This is a genomic window from Rossellomorea yichunensis (assembly GCF_032337515.1).
Classification (GTDB): Bacteria; Bacillota; Bacilli; order Bacillales; family Bacillaceae_B; genus Rossellomorea; species Rossellomorea yichunensis.
Genome location: NZ_JAVYAD010000006.1, coordinates 174,764 through 197,007 on the forward strand (window position 1 = coordinate 174,764; position 22,244 = coordinate 197,007).

21 protein-coding genes and 1 riboswitch are annotated in these 22,244 nt (G+C 44.2%); of the genes, 20 read left to right on the forward strand and 1 reads right to left on the reverse strand.

All coding sequences use genetic code 11. The annotated features are described in order from the left end of the window. Positions 1–42 precede the first annotated feature (42 nt). From RSX31_RS17150 to RSX31_RS17165, 4 genes are all read left to right on the forward strand, one after another. Positions 43–1,647: a CTP synthase gene (locus RSX31_RS17150; RefSeq protein ID WP_148996323.1), complete on the forward strand. Its 1,605-nt coding sequence runs from the start codon at positions 43–45 to the stop codon at positions 1,645–1,647. Positions 1,648–1,986: 339 nt separating this feature from the next. Continuing rightward, positions 1,987–2,093, forward strand: a riboswitch (SAM riboswitch). Positions 2,094–2,188: 95 nt separating this feature from the next. Then, the gene (locus RSX31_RS17155) at positions 2,189–3,274 is read left to right on the forward strand and encodes a sugar ABC transporter substrate-binding protein (RefSeq protein WP_315635305.1); all 1,086 of its coding nucleotides are present in this window, start codon (positions 2,189–2,191) and stop codon (positions 3,272–3,274) included. Between the two features lie 16 nt (positions 3,275–3,290). Beyond that, positions 3,291–4,826 carry a sugar ABC transporter ATP-binding protein gene (locus tag RSX31_RS17160; RefSeq protein WP_315635306.1) on the forward strand — a complete coding sequence of 512 codons (1,536 nt, stop codon included), beginning with the start codon at positions 3,291–3,293 and terminating at the stop codon, positions 4,824–4,826. Next, positions 4,795–5,784: an ABC transporter permease gene (locus RSX31_RS17165; RefSeq protein WP_315635308.1), complete on the forward strand. Its 990-nt coding sequence runs from the start codon at positions 4,795–4,797 to the stop codon at positions 5,782–5,784. The genes RSX31_RS17160 and RSX31_RS17165 overlap by 32 nt, the downstream gene beginning before the upstream one ends. A gap of 235 nt (positions 5,785–6,019) precedes the next feature. Here RSX31_RS17165 and RSX31_RS17170 read toward each other — a convergent pair whose 3' ends face one another. Further along, positions 6,020–6,544, reverse strand: coding sequence for a DUF2529 domain-containing protein (locus RSX31_RS17170; protein ID WP_315635310.1), 525 nt, complete (start codon positions 6,542–6,544; stop codon positions 6,020–6,022). Positions 6,545–6,748: 204 nt separating this feature from the next. Here RSX31_RS17170 and RSX31_RS17175 point away from each other — a divergent pair, with 204 nt between their 5' ends. The 16 genes from RSX31_RS17175 to RSX31_RS17250 all read left to right on the forward strand — a co-directional run bounded on the left by RSX31_RS17175 (position 6,749) and on the right by RSX31_RS17250 (position 22,244). Then, complete coding sequence (locus tag RSX31_RS17175; protein ID WP_148971206.1) at positions 6,749–7,111, forward strand: response regulator; 363 nt, start codon at positions 6,749–6,751, stop codon at positions 7,109–7,111. A 180-nt stretch (positions 7,112–7,291) separates the two neighbouring features. Beyond that, entirely contained in the window at positions 7,292–8,152 is an 861-nt protein-coding gene (gene fdaB, locus RSX31_RS17180; RefSeq protein ID WP_148996328.1) for a class IIb fructose-bisphosphate aldolase FdaB, read from the forward strand. Positions 8,153–8,327: 175 nt separating this feature from the next. Then, a complete protein-coding gene (fsa, locus tag RSX31_RS17185; RefSeq protein WP_148996329.1) occupies positions 8,328–8,969 on the forward strand; it encodes a fructose-6-phosphate aldolase in 642 nt (213 codons plus the stop codon). A 191-nt stretch (positions 8,970–9,160) separates the two neighbouring features. Then, positions 9,161–10,444: a UDP-N-acetylglucosamine 1-carboxyvinyltransferase gene (locus RSX31_RS17190; protein ID WP_148971203.1), complete on the forward strand. Its 1,284-nt coding sequence runs from the start codon at positions 9,161–9,163 to the stop codon at positions 10,442–10,444. Between the two features lie 391 nt (positions 10,445–10,835). Then, a complete protein-coding gene (gene glpX / locus RSX31_RS17195) occupies positions 10,836–11,798 on the forward strand; it encodes a class II fructose-bisphosphatase (RefSeq protein ID WP_034765120.1) in 963 nt (320 codons plus the stop codon). 537 nt (positions 11,799–12,335) lie between these two features. Further along, complete coding sequence (gene rho, locus RSX31_RS17200; protein WP_044340561.1) at positions 12,336–13,598, forward strand: transcription termination factor Rho; 1,263 nt, start codon at positions 12,336–12,338, stop codon at positions 13,596–13,598. 221 nt (positions 13,599–13,819) lie between these two features. After that, the gene (gene rpmE / locus RSX31_RS17205) at positions 13,820–14,032 is read left to right on the forward strand and encodes a 50S ribosomal protein L31 (RefSeq protein WP_034765123.1); all 213 of its coding nucleotides are present in this window, start codon (positions 13,820–13,822) and stop codon (positions 14,030–14,032) included. Positions 14,033–14,344: 312 nt separating this feature from the next. Beyond that, entirely contained in the window at positions 14,345–14,956 is a 612-nt protein-coding gene (locus RSX31_RS17210) for a thymidine kinase (RefSeq protein WP_148996330.1), read from the forward strand. A gap of 132 nt (positions 14,957–15,088) precedes the next feature. After that, positions 15,089–15,541 (forward strand): hypothetical protein, encoded by a 453-nt coding sequence (locus RSX31_RS17215; protein WP_148996331.1) that lies wholly within the window; start codon positions 15,089–15,091, stop codon positions 15,539–15,541. 151 nt (positions 15,542–15,692) lie between these two features. Next, complete coding sequence (gene prfA, locus RSX31_RS17220; RefSeq protein ID WP_148996332.1) at positions 15,693–16,763, forward strand: peptide chain release factor 1; 1,071 nt, start codon at positions 15,693–15,695, stop codon at positions 16,761–16,763. Beyond that, complete coding sequence (gene prmC, locus RSX31_RS17225; protein WP_315635323.1) at positions 16,763–17,635, forward strand: peptide chain release factor N(5)-glutamine methyltransferase; 873 nt, start codon at positions 16,763–16,765, stop codon at positions 17,633–17,635. Before prfA ends, prmC begins: the two co-directional genes overlap by 1 nt. Positions 17,636–18,032: 397 nt before the next feature. Next, positions 18,033–18,890: a stage II sporulation protein R gene (gene spoIIR / locus RSX31_RS17230; protein WP_315635325.1), complete on the forward strand. Its 858-nt coding sequence runs from the start codon at positions 18,033–18,035 to the stop codon at positions 18,888–18,890. 151 nt (positions 18,891–19,041) lie between these two features. Then, positions 19,042–19,482 carry a GNAT family N-acetyltransferase gene (locus RSX31_RS17235; RefSeq protein ID WP_187443715.1) on the forward strand — a complete coding sequence of 147 codons (441 nt, stop codon included), beginning with the start codon at positions 19,042–19,044 and terminating at the stop codon, positions 19,480–19,482. A gap of 340 nt (positions 19,483–19,822) precedes the next feature. Further along, on the forward strand, positions 19,823–20,863 hold the full coding sequence (locus tag RSX31_RS17240; RefSeq protein ID WP_397548106.1) for an L-threonylcarbamoyladenylate synthase: 1,041 nt from the start codon (positions 19,823–19,825) through the stop codon (positions 20,861–20,863). 156 nt (positions 20,864–21,019) lie between these two features. Continuing rightward, a complete protein-coding gene (locus tag RSX31_RS17245; protein ID WP_315635328.1) occupies positions 21,020–21,574 on the forward strand; it encodes a manganese efflux pump MntP in 555 nt (184 codons plus the stop codon). A gap of 232 nt (positions 21,575–21,806) precedes the next feature. Beyond that, a complete protein-coding gene (locus RSX31_RS17250; RefSeq protein WP_148996336.1) occupies positions 21,807–22,244 on the forward strand; it encodes a low molecular weight protein arginine phosphatase in 438 nt (145 codons plus the stop codon).

Below are 22,244 nucleotides of genomic sequence, written 5' to 3' on the forward strand. Positions count from 1 at the left end.
TACTTTTTTTGAACCAAACTTACTTTGAAGGGGGACATATACATGACTAAGTATATTTTCGTAACAGGCGGCGTAGTGTCGTCACTAGGGAAAGGGATCACAGCAGCGTCCCTTGGAAGGCTATTGAAAAACCGTGGCGTGAGTGTCACGATCCAGAAGTTCGATCCATACATTAACGTGGATCCGGGAACGATGAGTCCCTATCAGCACGGTGAAGTATTCGTAACAGATGATGGTGCAGAAACGGATCTTGACTTAGGTCACTATGAGCGTTTCGTTGACATTAACCTGACGAAATACAGCTCTGTCACAACAGGTAAAATCTATTCAACTGTACTGAAAAAAGAGCGTCGCGGTGATTATCTTGGTGGTACTGTACAAGTTATCCCACACATTACAAACGAAATCAAAGAACGCGTATACCGCGCTGGACGCGAGACGAATTCAGATGTCGTGATCACGGAAATCGGTGGAACGGTCGGGGATATCGAATCTCTTCCTTTCCTTGAAGCGATTCGTCAGATCAAGAGCGATGTAGGCCGTGACAATGTGATGTACATCCACTGTACTCTTGTACCTTACATCAAAGCAGCCGGTGAAATGAAAACAAAACCGACTCAGCATAGCGTAAAAGAGCTTCGCAGTCTAGGTATCCAGCCAAATGTCATCGTCGTGCGTACAGAAATGCCAATGACTCAAGACATGAAAGACAAAATCGCGTTATTCTGTGATATCGATAAAAATGCTGTAATCGAAGCAATGGATGCAGACACACTATACTCTGTTCCACTTGCGCTACAGGATCAAAAGCTTGATGAAATCACATGTCAGCACTTGAAGTTGAACTGCCACGAAGCAGATATGACCGAGTGGAATGAACTCGTTGATCGCGTGAAAAACCTGTCTCGTAAAACAAGAATCGCCCTGGTTGGGAAATATGTCGAGCTGCAGGATGCGTATATCTCAGTAGTGGAAGCCCTTCGTCATGCCGGTTATCATTTCGATAGCGACATCGAGGTAAGATGGTTGAACTCTGAGCTGATCGACAGCGCAAACGTAGCAGAAAAACTGGCAGATGTAGATGGAATCCTTGTACCAGGCGGTTTCGGTGACCGTGGGGTAGAGGGGAAAATCGCTGCCACTCAATATGCCCGTGAAAACAAGGTACCTTTCCTTGGAATTTGCCTAGGAATGCAGCTGGCATCTGTAGAATATGCACGTAACGTTCTTGGGTTGGAAGGAGCTCACTCAGCTGAGTTAAATCCTGAAACGCCATACCCTGTCATCGACCTTTTACCAGAACAAAAGGACATCGAAGATCTTGGTGGAACACTGCGCCTCGGACTATACCCATGTAAGCTGACAAAAGGTTCAAAAGCCTATACAGCCTATGATGGAGAAGTGGTTTACGAGCGTCACCGCCACCGCTTCGAGTTCAACAATCACTACCGTGAGCAAATGGAAAAAGCCGGCTTCATCTTCTCAGGGACAAGTCCTGATGGCCGTCTAGTGGAAATCATCGAGCTAAGCGACCACCCATGGTTCGTCGCATCTCAATTCCATCCTGAATTCACATCACGCCCGACACGTCCACAGCCTCTATTCAGAGACTTCGTGGAAGCGTCACTTGCATATGGTGAAAAATAAGATTTGATTATGGAACTGCTCTCCCTGGTTTGGGAGGGCGGTTTTTTTGTTTGATAGGGTGGGGGTGGCCGATTTTTAAGGGGAATCGGAATTTATCGACCGTTATTGAAATTTATCAACCGAAATCCAAAATTATCGACCGTTAATCGGATTTATCAACCGTATTTTCAATTTATCAACCTAATTTTCAGGATATCGACCGTTCTACAAATAGTGACAAATTCGCTCAACCCTCTTTAATCCTCTATAGAAAATTCCCTAAAAAGAATATTGACAATATTCCCACATATCGTTAATATATCGTTTATAGCGCATGCGAACTATATCAAATTTCATAATCTCTTATAAAGAGTTGGCAGAGGGACTGGCCCGATGACGCCCGGCAACCTACCGTACACACGGAAAGGTGCTAAAACCTGCAGGAATAATTTCCTGAGTGATAAGAGTACGTTTATTTATACATAAACCTCTTTTCTCTTGGGAAAAGGGGTTTTTTTATTTGGAAAATTAAGGTATATTACCTCGGGAGGAGAAAAGAACGATGAAAAAAATGGCATCAATACTCGTATTACTCGCACTTATTTTCAGTTTAGCGGCTTGCCAGCCAAAGGTATCCCAGGAGGCGGACGCAGACAGTGGTAACAAGAAGGAAGCAACGTCTGATCATCCGCTAGCCAATAAAAAGATCGCACTAATTATGCAAATCAATTTAGGGACATTTTCCGCTCAATACATAGAAGGTGTCAAAGAACAGGTAGAGAAGTTCGGAGGAAAGGTTCAAGTATTTACGTCTGAAGGAGATTTGGCAAAAATGTCTTCCAACCTGGATGCGGCCATCAACCAGAAGTTTGATGGTATCCTCATCGATCATGGAACGAAAGAAGCACTGCAATCAGGGGTGGAAAAGGCGAAGGAACAAAACATCCCGGTTGTCGTATTCGATGCGGATGTTGCATCAAAAGGGGTGACGGTCCTCGAACAGGGTGATCAGCAAATGGCTGAACAGACCTTGACGAAGCTTTCAGATGAGCTTGGCGGAAAGGGTGAGATCGTGAAGATCTGGGTTGCAGGCTTTGCCCCGATGGAAAGACGCCAAGTGGCCTATCAGGAATTTTTAGAAAAAAATCCCGATATTAAAGAGGTGGCAGCCTTTGGAGCGGCTACTCAGAATACAGCACTGGATACACAAGCTCAAATGGAGGCCATATTGAAACAGTATCCAAATAAAGGTGACATCGATGCTGTCTGGGCTGCTTGGGATGAATTTGCAAAAGGCGCCGTTCGGGCAATCGAAGCGGCAGGAAGAGATGAAATCAAAGTATATGGAATCGACATGAGTGATGAAGATCTGCAAATCATTCAAAAAGATGGAAGCCCGTGGGTGGCATCAGCAGCGGTCGACCCGAAAGATATCGGCCGAGTGCAGGTCCGTTTCTTATATCAAAAGCTAAACGGCGAAGAAACACCTGAGAAAGTAAAGCTTGAACCGGTCTTTATTGAAAAAGAAGCATTGCCTGAAGAAACGATCACCACAGATCAATTACACGAGCACGTAAATGGCTGGGGAGCAAGTGAGCAAGGCTATACAGATGATTTGAAAAAGCTTGAAGGATCATTCACAGAGTAGAAAGGAGTGAGAAGAGATGACGTCTCCACTGTTAGAAATGATCGATATCAATAAAACCTTCTCAGGAGTGAGAGCCCTAAAGAATGCAAGCTTCGATGTGAAAGAGGGGGAGGTTCATGCTCTGTTGGGGGCGAATGGTGCAGGTAAAAGCACGCTGATGAAGATTTTATCAGGAGCCTATGTGCAAGACAGCGGAGATATCATCCTTCACTCCGGGAAAAGAGACTATCAATCTCCGAAGGAAGCGAAGGAGCATGGCATTCATTGCGTATACCAGGAAGTGGACACGGCCATTGTCCCGGAACTTTCTGTAGCAGAAAATATCGTCCTTGATCAGTTTTCACAAAAAGGCTCCTTCTTTATTACAAAGAAGTCATTAAAGAAAGAAGCATTGGAGGCACTCAGACGAGTTGGGGCAGAAGCGATCCCCCTCGGGCAGCCTGCGTCACACTTAAGTCTCGCAGAAAAGCAGCTTGTACTCATTGCCAGAAGCCTGCTTCAAAAAGCGAAGATATTGATTTTAGATGAACCAACAGCACCACTAAGTTCTTCTGAGACGGAAAAATTATTCCGTGTCATAGAAGATTTAAAGAAAGAGAGAGTTGGGGTCATTTTCATCTCTCACAGGCTCCCGGAAGTATTTCAGATTTCCGATCGTATTACTGTCATGCGAGACGGTGAGACCGTTGAAACGTATGAAGCCTACCATACCACCTCCCAGAAAATCATTGAAGCCATGCTTGGAGGAACATATAGAGAGGAGTTTCAGAAAAGAAGGCTGCCAATCGGTGAAACGCTTTACGAAGTGAGAGGGCTGGCAGACGGGAAAAAGGTGAAGGACATCCATTTATCCGTGAAGGCAGGAGAAGTAGTCGGAGTGGTCGGACTTGTGGGAGCGGGAAAAACCGAGCTTGCTAAAGCCTTATTTGGAGCCACTCAAGTAGAATCGGGTGACCATTTTCTGAAAGAAAAGAAACTCACAATCCATTCTCCCCGGCACGCGGTCCAAAATGGCTTGGCGCTCATCCCGGAAGAAAGGCGAAAGGAAGGATTGTTCATTCATGAATCTGTTCAGCACAACCTAAGCTTTCCTTCTTTAAAAAAAGTCTCCAACTGGTTATGGATCAACGGTCGCAAAGAACGTGAGCTGGCTCGTGAAAAAATCCGATCCCTGGGAATTAAAACTGCTCATGAAGGAATCCAGGCAAACTTTTTAAGTGGAGGAAACCAGCAGAAGGTTTCAATAGGGAAATGGCTATCCGATGAAGCTTCGGTGTTTTTATTTGATGAACCGACGAAGGGTGTGGACGTGGGAGCGAAGAAAGAGATATTTTCCCTGATTCAATCCCTTGCAGAAAAAGAGAAAGGCATTCTCTACTTTTCCTGCGAAATACAAGAAATCCTGGCGATTTCGGACCGGATACTCGTCATGTATGATGGTCGGATCGTCAAAGAACTGACAAAAGAAGAAGCAACTCAAGAACTCATATTGTTTTATGCTTCAGGAGGGATCCAAGCGCATGAAAGGCAAGATACTCGACTTACTATTTAAATACGGAGCCATCGTGTTAATGGCTGCAATTCTTCTATTTTTCAGCTTATATAACCCGTTTTTCTTCACATATGGAAATCTATCAGACATTCTCCGCTCGATTTCCATCGTCACATTGGTCGCCATAGGGGTCACCTTTACCCTTGTCGTTGATGGCTTTGACTTATCAGTGGGATCGACGGTTTCCCTGTCTACCGTTGTGACGGCTTCTTTGATGGTATGGTATGAAGCGCCGTTGTGGATCGTGCTCCTTGTTCCATTGTTGGTGGGAGCGGGAGTCGGGTTATTCAATTCGCTATTGATCGTGAAGTTTGGAATTCCGGATTTGCTTGCTACATTAGGGGCGATGTATATCATTTCAGGTGTTCATCGGACGTATACAGAAGGATACTCGATCTACAATAATATGCCGATGACAACTGGCGGGACGGCCCCGGGCGAATTTTCCGAAGCGTTCCTCTGGATTGGCCAGGGAAAGTGGCTCGGATTGCCGGTACCGGTATGGATCATGCTCGTGTTGGTCGGAATCGTCTATGTGATCATGCATTTCACTAGATGGGGACGGATTTTATACATGACAGGAGGTAACGCGGAAGCGTCACGCTTATCAGGTGTCAGAGTGACGCGGGTGAAATTGATTGCCTACGTTCTCTCAGGAGTATTCGCATCGATTGGGGGAATCCTGTTCACGGCCCGGGTCGGATCAGGACAGATGGATGCCGGTGCCCCGCTCCTGATGGAAGCAGTCGCCGCTGTGTTTGTCGGCTTTTCCGTCTTGGGTGCAGGAAAACCGAATATCCTCGGGACCTTCTTTGGAGCAGCCTTGATCGGGGTCCTGCTGAATGGATTGACGATGATGAATCTACCATACTATGCATTTGAAATTATTAAAGGAAGCGTACTGGTATTGGCACTGGCAGTGACGTATGTGCATGCGAAGAAAGTGCGTGGGGGTTGAATTAGTTGAGGGGGAGAGGGCCTTTTAATGGTGCCTCTCTATTTATTGTGAAAAGGAGCCACGACGATTCAAGTAGTAACGTATATGAGAAACGTTATCGACCGTTATTCGGATTTATCAACCTTATTTTCAAGATATCGACCGTTCTACAATGAACGACAAATTTCGCGGAGCGCTTCCCTCAGAAAATATCCATCACAAAAAACCCGTCCCCAACCAGGAACGGGCCTATCCATTACTCCTCATACTCCTCCAACATCTCACGGATCACAAACCCCAGGGCGAAATAAAGATAAAGCGCCGCCATGCTGGAAGGAAAGCTCACTCGCTCACCGATCTCGTCGCCTGGAAGCATGCCCTTGATCACTTTTGTATCCAGGTGAACATCGGCTAAGTCCACCAGGTTCTCATCCCCCTCTACCAATCCAGAGACTGCCACGAATGGGACACCTTCATCAGCCAGTTCTTTCCCTAACTTCACGGCATCCTCATCTGTTGAAAAGCGGCTGACGACTAATACTCGATCAGCTTCCGTCAGCTCGGTGGAATCTTCGTATCTTTTAGCGGAAGGTAGAGGTTCAGCACCAAACAAGGCCTCGGCTGTGACAGCTTCCATTTCCCCGTAGCCCTTAATATAGATATTTCCTTGTCCGATGGCGGCTTGGGCCAGCAGGCGGGCACCGTCTTCGATTTCGAATTCCTGCTTATCATAAATGCGTTTGAAAAGTCCCGTTAACTGTGTCGTGAACATTTTAATCATGGAATAAACTCTCCTTATATATTTAGCTTCGACATTTGTCATCGTAACGCTTATTATAAAGGGGAAAAAGGTCTTAAGTAAAATCTTGATTAGAAGCAGGATTTTTTACAGTAAAAAGAGAATTAGTAATAAATATACAATTATTAGTCGGTTATTTAGCTCAGTAATACATAATTTACTTTAATACGAAGGGGATTGGGATGAATGAACGAGAAAATTCTTATTGTAGACGATCAATTTGGTATTAGGATTCTATTAAATGAAGTGTTACAAAAGGAAGGCTACCAAACATTTCAGGCTGCGAACGGTATCCAGGCGCTTGAAATTGTAGATCAGCATTCCCCTGATTTGGTTTTGCTGGATATGAAGATCCCGGGTATGGATGGTATCGAAATTTTGAAGAGAATGAAGCAGAAGGATGCTGATATCCGCGTCATTATTATGACGGCATACGGGGAACTGGACATGATTCAGGAAGCAAAGGATCTGGGAGCGCTTACTCACTTTGCGAAACCGTTTGATATCGATGACATCAGGCAGGCTGTGAAACAATATATTCCAGCTTGATAGTATTATTTGAATAGTGAAAATAGTAGTATTTTTATCAATTCGCCTCTGCAGTTGGTAAAATCAATTCTGTTTTGGTATGATACAAGTGAAATTGTAAACAATGTCACATGGTGCTATGAATATCACCGCCATTTCTACTAGAATGGTTCACTGACTGAATAAAAGGAGGAAATTACTATGCCTTTAGTTTCAATGAAAGACATGCTAATTCAAGCAAAAGAAAATAGCTATGCGGTAGGTCAATTCAACCTGAATAACCTTGAGTTCACTCAAGCGATCCTACAAGCTGCTGAAGAAGAAAAATCACCTGTCATCCTTGGTGTTTCTGAAGGGGCAGCACGTTACATGAGCGGTTTCAAAACAGTTGTGAAAATGGTCGAAGGTCTTATGGAAGACTTGAACATCACAGTACCTGTTGCGATTCACTTAGATCACGGTTCAAGCTATGACAAATGTAAAGAAGCAATCGATGCAGGTTTCACTTCTGTCATGATCGACGCTTCTCACGGTCCTTTCGAGGAAAACATTGAAATCACTTCTAAAGTGGTTGAATATGCTCACTCTAAAGGTGTTTCTGTTGAAGCTGAGCTTGGAACTGTTGGTGGACAAGAGGATGACGTAGTAGCAGATGGCGTTATCTATGCAGATCCTAAAGAGTGTCAAGAATTAGTAGAGCGTACTGGTATCGATACACTTGCGCCTGCACTTGGTTCTGTTCACGGTCCTTACAAAGGTGAACCGAATCTTGGATTCAAAGAAATGGAAGAAATCGGTGCAGCGACTGGAGTACCTCTAGTACTTCACGGTGGTACTGGAATTCCGACAAAAGACATCCAAAAAGCGATTTCTTACGGAACGGCGAAAATCAACGTAAACACTGAAAACCAAATTGCTTCTGCCAAAGCGGTACGTGAAGTACTTGCAGCTGACACAGAAGTATATGATCCACGTAAATACATGGGTCCTGCCCGTGAAGCGATCAAAGCGACAGTTGCTGGCAAAATGCGCGAATTTGGTTCTTCTAACCAAGCTAAATAATAGGTAATGTTTGGAAAGTTCTTGATGATAGATTACAGGCTTTCCGAATGTGGTAGAAATAGAATGAAGCTGTAGGATGGGACTGGCACCAGGAAAGGGTTGATACCTTTTTGGGTCAGTCCCTTCCGTTCATTAAAAGATGATTGAAAATTTTGTCGAAAATGGGGTATAGTTAATGAAATTTTTCATAGACACAGCAAACATGAGTGAAATTCAAGAAGCATTTGAATGGGGTATTCTTTCAGGAGTGACAACGAATCCGTCGCTTGTAGCGAAAGAAAAAAACGTGACATTTGAAGATCGATTAAAGGAAATCACAGATTTAGTGCCTGGTTCTGTAAGCGCTGAAGTCATCGCAACAGACGCTGAAGGAATGATCAAAGAGGGCAGGGAGCTTGCAAAGATTGCGCCTAACATTACGGTTAAGCTTCCGATGACGCCGGATGGCTTGAAAGCGACATCTACTTTTGCTAAAGAAGGAATTAAGACAAATGTGACGCTGATTTTCAGTGCGAACCAGGCGCTTTTAGCGGCTCGTGCTGGAGCGACGTATGTTTCGCCTTTTTTAGGAAGATTAGATGATATCGGTCATGATGGACTTGAGCTTGTATCCAAAATCGCTGAAATCTTTGCGATTCACGGCCTGGAAACAGAGATCATTGCGGCATCGACCCGCCATCCACAGCATATTACAGAAGCCGCTTTAAGAGGGGCTCATATTGCGACAGTGCCTTTGAAAGTGTTGAAGCAATTGTTCCAGCATCCCCTTACGGATAAAGGAATCGATGCATTCCTGAATGATTGGAACAACCGCTAATTTAAGTCAATTTGTCTAAGCCAAAAAAAATTCGTTTATCCTATACATGTTTTGACGAATTATGTATACACTAGTAGACAATACCTCTTAGAACGTCTTCATTTGGAAAAATAATCCTTTTTGTTTTTGATGTGCGGAGTCTGACAGCCATTGGGTCTTCCTCATCAATGAACAGTGGAAGGGAGTTTAATATGGAAAAGCTAAAAATTGCAGGAGGTTATCCCCTTGAAGGAACCATTAAAGTCAGTGGTGCCAAAAATAGTGCGGTAGCCTTGATCCCGGCAACCATTCTTGCTGATTCACCAGTCACAATCGAAGGGTTACCAGACATCTCTGATGTACGGACGCTGAAAGATCTATTAGAAGAGATCGGTGGTTCCGTCAATTTGGAAGATGGGGATATGAGTGTAGATCCAAGTCAAATGGTGTCCATGCCTTTACCGAGCGGGAAGGTAAAAAAGCTTCGTGCTTCTTATTATTTAATGGGAGCGATGCTTGGACGATTCAAAAAAGCGGTCATCGGCTTACCGGGTGGATGTCACCTTGGTCCACGTCCCATTGACCAGCATATTAAAGGCTTCGAGGCTCTCGGAGCAGAAGTGACGAATGAACAGGGTGCGATTTATCTTCGTGCCGAAGAATTAAGGGGTGCCCGTATTTATCTTGACGTCGTCAGTGTAGGGGCAACGATCAACATCATGCTTGCGGCAGTACGCGCAAAAGGTAGAACGATCATTGAAAATGCGGCAAAAGAACCTGAGATCATTGACGTAGCTACATTACTAAGTAATATGGGTGCGAAGATCAAAGGGGCAGGGACCGATGTGATCCGTATTGATGGTGTAGACGAGCTTCACGGCTGCCGCCACACAATCATTCCTGACCGCATTGAAGCAGGAACGTTCATGATCCTTGCAGCTGCTGTCGGTAAAGGCGTACTTGTTGACAACGTTATCCCATTACATATGGAATCGGTCATCGCCAAGCTGCGTGAAATGGGCGTACCCGTTGAAACAAACGACGACCAGATCTACATCGGAAGAGCGGACAAGCTCAAATCCGTTGATGTGAAAACATTGGTGTATCCAGGTTTCCCAACAGATCTGCAGCAGCCGTTCACCACGTTATTGAACCGGGCAGAAGGTTCCGCTGTCGTAACAGACACCATCTATTCAGCCCGCTTCAAGCATATCGATGAACTGAGAAGAATGAATGCGACGATCAAGGTGGAAGGTCGCTCGGCCATCGTCAATGGACCTGTACAATTACAAGGTGCCAAAGTGAAAGCAAGTGACCTCCGCGCTGGAGCAGCTCTTGTCATCGCCGGCTTAATGGCAGAAGGAATCACTGAAGTAACCGGTCTCGAACATATCGACCGCGGATACAGCGACCTCGTTGCCAAACTCGAAGGCCTTGGAGCAACAATCTGGCGTGAAAAGATGTCAGCGGAAGAACTGGAGCAGATGAAGTCGTAGTTTCGTAAAGCTGTACTATTGTAAAGGTGGTTGATTCCACTAGGAGTAATGGTGAAACATTTAAAACTAAGTTGATTGGAACGGAAGGGTGCTCGACTCCTGCGGGAGAAGCGGGACAGGTGAGACCCCGCAGGCGAAGCCGAGGAGGCTCACCGCCCGCCCCGCGGAAAGCGAGCACCCTGGAGTGGAAATCAAAAACTACTCGCTTTTTGTTAATTCCCTTAAATTTTTCCAATATGACCAGTTCTTTTTCGCCTGAATGAACCATTGTGTCCTACTTTTTTCTAAAAAAAGTCTCTCCATCCCCTTTAATGTGTTACAATAAATCTGTTAATATGTTATACAATTAAAGGATATTGTAAAACAAAAGGGAATACGGGAGGCTATATACATGGAAAGAAGTTTATCAATGGAGCTTGTTCGAGTAACAGAAGGGGCTGCCCTTGCATCAGCCCGCTGGATGGGTCGCGGTAAGAAGGATGAAGCAGATGATGCTGCAACCTCTGCCATGCGCGATGTATTCGACACAGTACCGATGAAGGGAACAGTTGTCATCGGGGAAGGTGAAATGGATGAAGCTCCAATGCTTTATATCGGTGAGAAACTAGGGACAGGCTATGGTCCACGTGTTGATGTGGCCGTCGATCCGTTGGAAGGAACGAATATCGTTGCTTCCGGAGGCTGGAATGCACTTGCGGTACTCGCGGTGGCAGACCACGGAAACCTACTGAACGCACCGGATATGTATATGGATAAAATCGCAGTAGGACCGGAAGCGGTTGGGGAAATTGATATCAACGCTTCTGTTATCGATAATCTGAAAGCCGTTGCAAAAGCAAAGAACAAGGACATTGAAGACGTAGTTGCTACCGTCTTAAATCGTCCTCGTCATGAGCATATCATCCAGCAGCTGAGAGAAGCGGGAGCCCGTATTAAACTGATCAATGATGGTGACGTAGCAGGAGCTATGAACACAGCATTCGATCATACGGGTGTAGATATTCTATTCGGTTCGGGTGGCGCTCCAGAAGGAGTACTTGCTGCCGTTGCGCTGAAATGCTTAGGTGGAGAAATTCAAGGTAAGCTTTTACCACAGAACGATGCCGAACTGCAGCGCTGTATCAGCATGGGGCTGGATGTGGACAAGATTCTTCGAATGGAAGACCTCGTATGCGGTGATGATGCGATCTTTGCAGCAACAGGTGTGACGGACGGCGAACTGTTAAGAGGTGTTCAGCTTAAAGGGACATACGGATTGACCCATTCGGTCGTTATGCGTGCGAAGTCTGGGACTGTCCGCTTCATAGACGGCCGCCACAGTCTTCAGAAAAAGCCAAACCTGGTCATGAGATAATATATATAAGAAACATTGAGAGAGAAACCAACTCTTCTTAATAAGAGATGAGGGATGGGCAGAGTGTCTTACCATTTCTGCCCATGACCACTCTTATCACTCACTTTTTTTCTTCATAGGTGAAAAAATGCTGCCTATCTACAAATTTACCTTCCTTTTTTTACCCAGTCATTGATTCTTGATTAAAAGTATGGTTACAATAGATAAGGTTTTTATCTTCAGCATTTTTTCTATTAGTTTATGCTTCAACATATTTCTTCATTTTTAGAAAAATCTACCCATATTTGGCTCTTTTCTAAAAGATAGATATTTATTTGTGAAAGAGATTAAAAGTAAGTTGATTGGACCGGAAGGTGCTCGACTCCTGCGGGAATAGCGGGAAAGTTGAGACCCCGCAGGGCAAAGCCCGAGGAGGCTCAACTCACGCCCCGCGGAAAGCGAGCATCCTGTAGCGGAAATCAACCTCTACTCTCTCGTGAAAAATAACAACAAAGTTTTATTTTAAGGTAGGACAAATTAATAAAGCGTGGTGTCATGATGGAAGAGTTAACAATTTCTAGCTTAGAAAATATGAAGCTTAAAGAGCTTTATGAGCTGGCCAAACAATACAAAGTTTCTTATTATAGTAAATTAACAAAAAAAGAATTGATATTCGCTATCCTTAAAGTTCGAGCAGAACAAGAAGGCTTCTTCTTTATGGAAGGTGTTCTTGAAATCATCCAATCAGAGGGCTTCGGTTTCTTACGACCGATCAACTATTCTCCAAGCTCTGAGGATATTTATATCTCTGCGTCACAGATCCGCCGTTTCGATCTTCGTAACGGGGATAAGGTATCGGGTAAGGTGCGCCCTCCGAAGGAAAACGAGCGTTATTTCGGACTGCTTCATGTTGAAATGGTCAATGGAGAAGAGCCTGAATCTGCGAAAGAACGTGTCCATTTCCCAGGTCTCACGCCTTTATATCCTGACCGTCAAATGAAACTTGAAACAACACCAAACAAAATCTCCACGCGTATCATGGATCTTATAGCGCCTGTCGGTTTTGGTCAACGTGGTCTAGTCGTTGCGCCACCTAAAGCTGGTAAGACGATGCTGATCAAAGAAATTGCAAACTCGATCACGACGAATCATCCTGAAGCAGAATTAATCATTCTTCTGATCGATGAGCGTCCAGAAGAAGTAACGGATATCGAACGTTCAGTCGAAGCAGAAGTCGTAAGTTCAACATTCGATGAAGTGCCGGAAAACCACATTAAAGTGGCAGAACTCGTTCTTGAGCGCGCCATGCGTTTAGTGGAGCACAAGCGTGATGTCATTATCCTGATGGATAGTATCACTCGTTTGGCACGTGCTTATAACCTCGTCATCCCGCCAAGTGGACGAACTCTTTCCGGAGGTATCGATCCTGCTGCGTTCCACCGCCCGAAACGATTCTTTGGTGCTGCACGTAACATTGAAGAAGGCGGAAGCTTAACGGTTCTCGCAACTGCGTTAGTGGATACAGGATCCCGTATGGATGATGTGATTTATGAAGAGTTCAAAGGAACAGGGAACTTAGAACTTCATCTTGATCGCTCTCTTGCTGAAAGACGTATCTTCCCGGCCATCGACATCCGTCGTTCCGGAACTCGTCGCGAGGAACTTCTCATCAAACCGGATCATCTTGAAAAGCTGTGGGCGATTCGTAAAGCGATGTCCGATCAGCCTGATTTCGCTGAGAAGCTTATGCGCAAGCTGAAGCAATCGAAGACGAATGAAGAGTTTTTCAATGTGTTGACAGAAGAGTCGAAGAAGCGTTAATCTAGTAATCGAATGATTTTCTTTAGGAGAATGATGTCTGTAACTTCCAATTTTTCAGGTTGCAAATATCACTTGACCTTGTTATAATAGTGTCAATGTGTTTTAAAAAATGGATGTGGTAAGGGGCTGGCTATAACTCTCATGCTTATGCTCATATCACATATATCTTCGTAATAAATTACTCTGTCTCAGATGATTCAGGGCGGAAGGAGATGAAAGAAATGAAATCAGGAATTCATCCTAAGTACAACACGATCAAAGTTAGCTGTGCTTGCGGTAACGAATTTGAAACTGGTTCTGTAGCGGAAGAAATGCGCGTTGAGGTATGTTCTGAATGCCATCCATTCTACACAGGACGTCAGAAATTCGCTGACGCTGGTGGACGTGTTGACCGTTTCAACAAAAAATACGGTCTTAAAAATCAACAACAATAATGAAGAGCTGAAAGGTCATATCGAATTTCTTTGTGCGTAAGGCATAAATATATGAGATTGGCACTTCTCTTCTATTAGAAAAACAGGCAAGGATCTTCATGCTTGCCTGTTTTTTATTCTCTTTAAAGCAAATGGTTGAAGAAATAGAGGCAGTTCCAATTGAGCTGTGCCTCTTTTTTTCTGCCAAATTACAGGATTCTGAGCATTTTTCCCGTACATAAAGGAATGCTTTATACTAAAGAGTAGTCCGTTTTTACTAACAGTCAGACTGTTTTATTATAGAATATTGCATAAGGAAGGAGAGGCGCTTTCGTGTATGTCATGAAACAAACGGGTTGGGTAGAAGTCATTTGCGGCAGCATGTTCTCAGGGAAATCCGAGGAACTGATCCGCCGGGTAAGACGCACTCAATTTGCTAAACAAAAAATTGCTGTGTATAAGCCAAAACTAGATAATCGCTATAGCGATGAGTCGGTTGTATCTCATAATGGTACCTCTGTCATTGCCAAAGCAGTCGAGGGATCAAATGTGATCCTCGATGATCTGAATCCAGAGGTGGATGTCGTTGCTATTGATGAGGTCCAATTTTTTGACGAAGGCATTGTAGAGGTCGTCCAAAAATTAGCGAACAGTGGATATCGTGTCATCATAGCAGGACTTGATCAGGATTTCCGCGGAGAACCATTCGGTCCTATGCCGGACTTAATGTCCATTGCAGAACAAGTGACAAAACTTCAAGCCGTTTGTGCAGTATGCGGCTCTCCCGCAAGTCGAACACAACGTTTAATCAACGGCGAACCAGCTTGCTACGATGATCCCGTCATCCTTGTAGGTGCGTCTGAAGCATATGAGCCAAGATGCCGTCATCACCATGAAGTTCCGACTGGAATGAGCGTTACACCTGATATGGTGAAGGAAGTATAAATGAAAAGTCCCATGTTTGGGGCTTTTTTTTATTTCTGGTTATGGTCATTTGCCGAGCTATATTACCCCCTGGACTTTTGTATGAATAAGCACTTTCCTGTGGGAAATCCTAAAAGCAGGAGGTGTGAAAGTATGAAAAAGTTAGTATTAGTTTTATCCTTTACCGTATTCTTCATTTTAATCACCGCATGTGGAGTGAATCAGGAATCGGAATTCGGTATGCACGAGGATCAAAATGGAACACGGTTCATTGATAATCGAAAAGATGATATGAATGATCGTCAAGATAGAAGCGTCCGAAATACGACAAATGAAAACCCGAACTTCCCTAACCTGACGAACTCACCAGGCACAACATCGACAACGACGGGTGTGTATGAAGATAAAGCGCGTGAGGTTGTGAAGGAGTATTCCAACTTCGAACCAGATGAAGTCTGGATCAATGGCGAACAAATGTGGGTCACGGCCCATACCCAAAATGAAATGAGTATGGCTGAGACGGATAAAGAAGAAGCGATGTTAAAAGAGAGACTGGAAAAAGCCATTCCAAAGTACGATATAAATGTGAAAATCACCGAAAGATAAAAAAGTGCAAGCGGGTCTGGATGCTGATCTGCTTGCCATCTACATAAAATCCACCCGTTTATGCCTTCTGCCCATTCCTGATCCTCCTTGTGTTTACATACTCCATATAATATAATTAGACTGTTATGGACTAAAATTGAGGTGAATAGCTGTGTTCGATCGTTTACAAGCAGTGGAAGATCGCTATGATAAGTTAAATGAACTATTGAGTGATCCAGAAATTGTGAATGACCCAAAGAAGCTAAGAGATTATTCGAAAGAGCAATCAGACATCCAAGCAACGGTAGAAGCATATCGAGAATATAAAGAACTTACTGGGCAGTATAAAGACGCTAAGGCGATGCTGGATGATAAGCTTGATGCTGATATGCGTGAAATGGTGAAAGAAGAAGTTTCCGAGCTTGAAGAACAAATTGAAGCATTGGAAGCCCGTCTGAAAATATTATTGATCCCTAAAGATCCGAACGATGATAAGAACGTAATCATGGAGGTTCGTGGTGCTGCAGGTGGAGATGAAGCAGCCCTGTTTGCCGGTGACTTATACCGTATGTACAGCCGCTATGCAGAATCACAAGGTTGGAAGACTGAAGTAATGGAAGCGAACTCGACTGGCGTTGGTGGATATAAAGAGATCATCTTTATGATCAACGGAAATGGCGCATTCTCCAAAATGAAATACGAAAACGGGGCACACCGTGTGCAACGTGTACCTGAAACAGAATCCGGCGGACGTATCCATACGTCGACCGCAACAGTTGCCTGCCTGCCGGAAGCGGAAGAAGTCGAAGTGGATATTCACGACAAAGATATCCGTGTCGATACCTTCGCATCCAGTGGCCCGGGAGGACAAAGTGTTAATACAACCATGTCTGCTGTCCGTCTGACTCACATGCCGACAGGAGTAGTCGTGTCATGTCAGGATGAAAAGTCACAAATCAAGAACAAAGAGAAAGCAATGAAAGTATTGCGTGCCCGCGTTTACGATAAATTCCAACGTGAAGTTCAAGCTGAATACGATGCAAACCGTAAATCAGCCGTTGGTACAGGTGACCGTTCCGAACGTATCCGTACGTACAATTTCCCACAAAACCGCGTAACGGATCATCGTATCGGATTGACGATTCAAAAGCTTGACCAAATTCTTGAAGGAAAGATGGATGAAGTCATCGATGCGTTAATCATCGAGGATCAATCCAAACTTCTTGAGAGACTGGAAGAATAGTGACGTCTGTTACCATATTTGAAGCCCTAAAATGGGCTTCTTCTTTTTTAGTCGAAAATGGCCGTGATGAAAATGTGGGAGAAATCTATTTGCGGCACTTAGTAGGGATGTCCCGTGCCCAGTTATTGGCTGAACAGCGAAGGTCCGTCCCGGGGGAGAATTGGGAAGAATTCCAGGAGGGGATTCGCCGGCATGTTGGTGGAGTGCCGATTCAGCATATTATCGGGGTTGAGGAGTTTTATGGTCGGGAGTTTGTGGTGAATGAGCATGTGCTGATTCCGAGACCTGAAACGGAAGAACTGATTTATTATGGCTTGCAGAAAATGAAGGGTCTGTTTAGTGATTCGGACACTTCTTTGCAGGCTGCTGATGTTGGAACGGGTAGTGGGGCGATTGCGATTACGTTGAAGCTTGAGGCGGATCGTTTCCCTCTTGATTTGATGGCTGTGGATATTTCTCGTGAAGCGTTGGCAGTTGCCCGTGAAAATAGAGAGAGACTCGGAGCTGAGATTCGTTTTTTTGAAGGGGACTTACTGCAGCCTTTAATTGAAGAAGGAGTCAAGCTCGATATCCTCTTATCGAATCCCCCATATATTCCCCTGACAGATCGTGAAACGCTATCAGATGTAGTCATCGAGCATGAGCCTGAACTCGCTTTGTTTGGCGGGGAAGATGGTTATGATTTATACAAGAGATTAATGGATGAACTGCCATTGGTGATGAAGGAAAAATGTTTGATCGGTTTCGAAGTCGGAGTCGGACAGGGCGAGACGGTGGCTGACTTACTACGGGATACATTTCCTGATGCAGAAGTGGAAGTCGTTCATGATATCAACGGGAAAGATCGAATGGTGTTTTGTGAGAGAAAATAAGGATGTTGACCCTCGATTCGTGTGATCGGGGGTGTTTTTTTGTGGAAAAGAGACTATTGTGGGATGAATGCAGAAATTGTAAGGTAGAATATAAAAAGTTGTTCTCATTATTTATCTCTGTGAAAGATAGATTCTCAGAAAGTTGATTGGAGCGGAAGGTGCTCGACTCCTGCAGGAAAAGCTGGACAGGTGAGACCCCGGAGGCGCAGCCGAGGAGGCTCACCGCCAGCCCCGCGGAAAGCGAGCACCTGGAGCGGAAATCAACTAGCACTCGCTTTTTTAAAAGTAACTATATTTTTAAAATCGAAATTCAGCAGATTTTCCAAACAAAAATGTTATTTTACTAGTTTAAGATTTCCCCTTTTTGACTAGACTGTTTTACTGAGGGGGAGAGGAAATGAAAACAAAACATACGGTTTTATTGTATATCTTGATTCTATCATTAGGAACGATTCTAAGTTTATATATACCGAAGCAGGAAATGGCGGCTCAGGAGACGATGGTGATTCCGGAAGAAGCGATTCGACTGCGGATCCTGGCAAATAGTGATCTGGAGCAGGATCAAAATGTGAAGAGACTCGTTCGTGATGAAGTAAATAAAGAGATTACGAATTGGGTGGCGACTCTTACATCACAGGATGAAGCGAAATCAGTGATTCAAGCAGGCTTGCCGCAGCTTCAGAAGATTGCAGAAGAGGTTATTGCTGAGCAGGGCTTGGATCAATCGGTGAAAATAGATTTCGGAAAAGTTGAGTTTCCTACTAAATTATATGGTCAGTATTTATACCCGGCAGGCGAATACGAAGCGGTGTTGATCACTCTCGGTGCAGGAGAAGGGGCGAACTGGTGGTGTGTTCTTTATCCTCCTTTATGCTTCCTTGATTTCTCGACTGGAAATGCAGTAAGAAGTCCTGGGTTTGAAACGAAAGTGGAAGCGAGTGGGAATGAGATTACTGAAGTGGATCCGGAAGATGTAGTTGGTGAAACGTCAGAAGTGGATTCAAGTACTAAATCAGTAGATACCCAAACTCCTGAAATCGTCATGGAAGATGTTATTGCCTATAAAGAGGTCGGGATGGAAAAAGTGGAAGCAGCAACGACGGAAGAAACAGTAGTTGTTGATGAGTCTCAGAAAGAAGAGATTGAAACGGCGAAAGCACAAGAACAGCCAGTCTTTGTTGAAGAAGGAGATGAGGAAGAAGTAGAGGTTCGATTCTTCGTAGTCGATTTTTTCAAAGGATTATTCAATAAGTAAAATGTAGAGCTTCATCTACCTGAGATGGAGCTCTTTTTATGTTTGAAGGAAATCTATCGTTCTAGTATTTTTTCACAACAACTTGTTCTATTCTCTTTTTCCCCTCATACATTAACATTAGGGGATGATAGAAAAGGGAGGATGAAATGTGATGTTAAAAGTGATTCGCCAAGCAACACAGGAAGATATCCATGAAGTTGTAGCCTTCTTAATGAAAGCAGGATTAAGCACAGAAGGCATTAAAAATAGTATTGATTGCTTTTTAGTAGTAGAAGACTCGGACAACCAGTTAATTGGGACTCTCGGTATTGAGGTTCAAGAGAAGATTGGGCTTCTTCGCTCCCTCGTTGTGACTTCATCATTTGAAAGTGAAGAATTGTTTGCTCTATTTCAAGAAATATTAAAGTTGGCACAAGAAAAAGAACTTACGCGTCTTTACTTGATCTCCAATCGAAAAGCGTCGCTGAACTTCTTTGACCTGCTGGGTTTTCAACAGGAAAAGGAGCCTTTTGTGGATGAGTTGCAGAAGTTTGTTCATGCGCAAAAGTTATCCACTGTGGATAACTGTATTACGATGAGGCTTGACCTATAGGATTTCGACAAATTCCACCTAGAAGAAATTAGTTTGCCATAGCAGTCTGCTAGTAGACTGAATCATTTTTATTTAGAAATGATTCAGTTTTTTTATGTGGAAAATTCGACAAAATGCGTGAAGTCCCGATTAATAACGTAAATATCTCTTTTTTCAGAATTATTCACACCATCCACAGGTTTATCCACAGTCTGGAGAGTATGTTTCACGTTTTGTGGACAATACTTGAGAATTTGTGGGGTTTCTTTTATACTTTCAAAAGAGTAAAGTAGTTGAACGCTTGTTAATTCTGTATCTATACACAGATATGAGTGTTGATAATAGAAGGTGGATGACGGAAATGATGAAACATTGGATTGTGGAAAGAGATGTGGATAACAATGAAAGTTATCCACAAATTGTGGATGCAGCGAAGGTTCTTCAACAGAATGAAGTGGTGGCATTCCCGACAGAGACGGTTTATGGTCTGGGTGCCAATGCGAAATCGGATACGGCTGTAGAGAAAATCTTCAAAGCGAAAGGAAGACCTTCGGATAATCCACTGATTGTCCACATATCAAATATAGATCAGCTGGATGAACTGGTGGAGGAGGTTTCTGATGATGCAGCGAAACTCATCGATGCTTTCTGGCCGGGTCCATTAACGATTATTTTGGAAAATAAGGAAAACGTACTTTCTGAAAAAGTAACAGCGGGATTACCTACCGTAGGGATCCGGATGCCTGATCACCCAGTAGCCCTGGCAATCATTGAAGCGTCAGGGCTCCCGATTGCGGCCCCAAGTGCCAACCGCTCGGGAAAACCAAGTCCGACAACCGCTCAGCATGTCATCGATGATCTGAAGGACCGGATTGCGGGAGTCGTCGACGGAGGCGAAACGGGTATCGGTGTGGAATCGACGGTAGTGGATTGCACCGGACCAAGCCCGATGGTTTTGCGTCCCGGAGGTGTCTCGATCGAACAGCTGGAAGAAGTACTCGGTAGAGTGGATGTGGATGCTTCTTTAAAAGAGGGAAAGGGGGCTCCGAAATCCCCGGGCATGAAATATACGCACTACGCACCTGATGCTCCTGTGTATTTAGTGGATGGTACGAGGGCAGATCTTCAGAAATTAGTGGATAACAAAAAAGCAGAAGGTCTCAAAGTAGGTGTGTTAACAACGGAAGAATTCATGGATGACTTCCGTGCAGACGTCATTCTCTCGGTTGGACGAAGAGAGGACCTGACAACAGTCGCTCGAAATCTCTACGATTCGCTGCGTGCTTTTAATAAAAGCGACGTAGATATAATTTTTGCCGAAATGTTTCCCGAAGAAGGAGTCGGACTGGCGATTATGAACCGGCTTCAGAAAGCTGCCGGATATCGGGTGATAAAAGGATAATCGTTACCCCTACGGTTTGAAAGAACTGTAGGTTTTTTTTGTTTGAATGCAACGCTTTACAATAATGCCCAATTTTCAAAATCATTTACCATTCTATTTCCCTTTGGACGTGCATAAATTTGTTCTGTAGGCATGTCCGGAGGGGGAAAAACAAAAATGACAACGATAATTGGTGAACTGATTACCTTGATGTTAATGGCATTTGCTCTTGGGATGGATGCCTTTTCGATCGGAATCGGGATGGGTATGTTTCAGCTGAGATTAAAGCAAATCTTCTATATAGGATTGGTTGTAGGAATCTTTCATGTCTGGATGCCCCTCTTAGGGATGATGACGGGGAAATTCTTATCAGAAACATTCGGTGCCTTTGCAGGGTATGCCGGCGGGCTCCTTTTGATTGTATTAGGAATACAAATGTTCATGTCCAGCTTCAAAGAAGATGAGACGACGCTCATTTCCCCGGTAGGATTTGGTTTAGTGCTCTTTGCTTTGAGTGTAAGCCTGGATAGCTTTTCTGTTGGCTTGACCCTGGGGATATTCGGTGCCAGGACAGCTGTTGCCCTCTTCTGTTTTGGAATAGCGGCGACGGTGTTGACCTGGGCTGGTTTATTCATAGGTCGTAAATTTCAAGGGGTGCTCGGGACGTATAGCGAAGCCCTTGGGGGAAGTATTTTGTTTGCATTTGGGATTAAGCTGCTTCTGCCGTTGTGAAATAAGGTGGTGGGCTGGAGGTTGCGATTTAATTGAGGAAGTCCGTCCCTCTTGGGTGGGCTTTTTTTTGTGTCCAGCTCCAGGGCTTTGAGGCTCGAGGTCATAAGTCAAGCCGACCAAAAAGGCAAAGAGCACCGTTTTGGCCGCCTCCACTTTTCTTTTGTATTCTTTATGAATGGACTATGGGTCGATTGGAAAATATTTTATAATAGGTTGTAAGGAGGATGACGTGATGAAAATTTTATTTGTTTGTACGGGAAATACGTGCCGAAGTCCTATGGCAGAGGCAGTTTTGAAGCATAAGGGTGCAGAGAGGTTTGATGTGAAATCTGCAGGTGTTTTTGCCATGGACGGAAATGATGCTTCATTTCAGACTAAAGAAGTGCTGAAAGAGAACGATATAATACATAGACACCAATCGAGTTCGCTCTCAAAAGAGAATCTGGATTGGGCTTCCTATATTTTCACGATGACTTCGAATCATAAGCGGGCAATTGTGGATCAGTATCCACATGTTGCGGACAAAATTTTCACATTGAAAGAGTTTGTCCTTGAAGATCCTGCAGATTTGGATGTATCGGATCCTTACGGGGGAAGTGTGGACATCTATAGACATACATACAGAGAGCTGGATTCATTGATTGAGGAGTTAATTAAAAAGCTGGGTTGA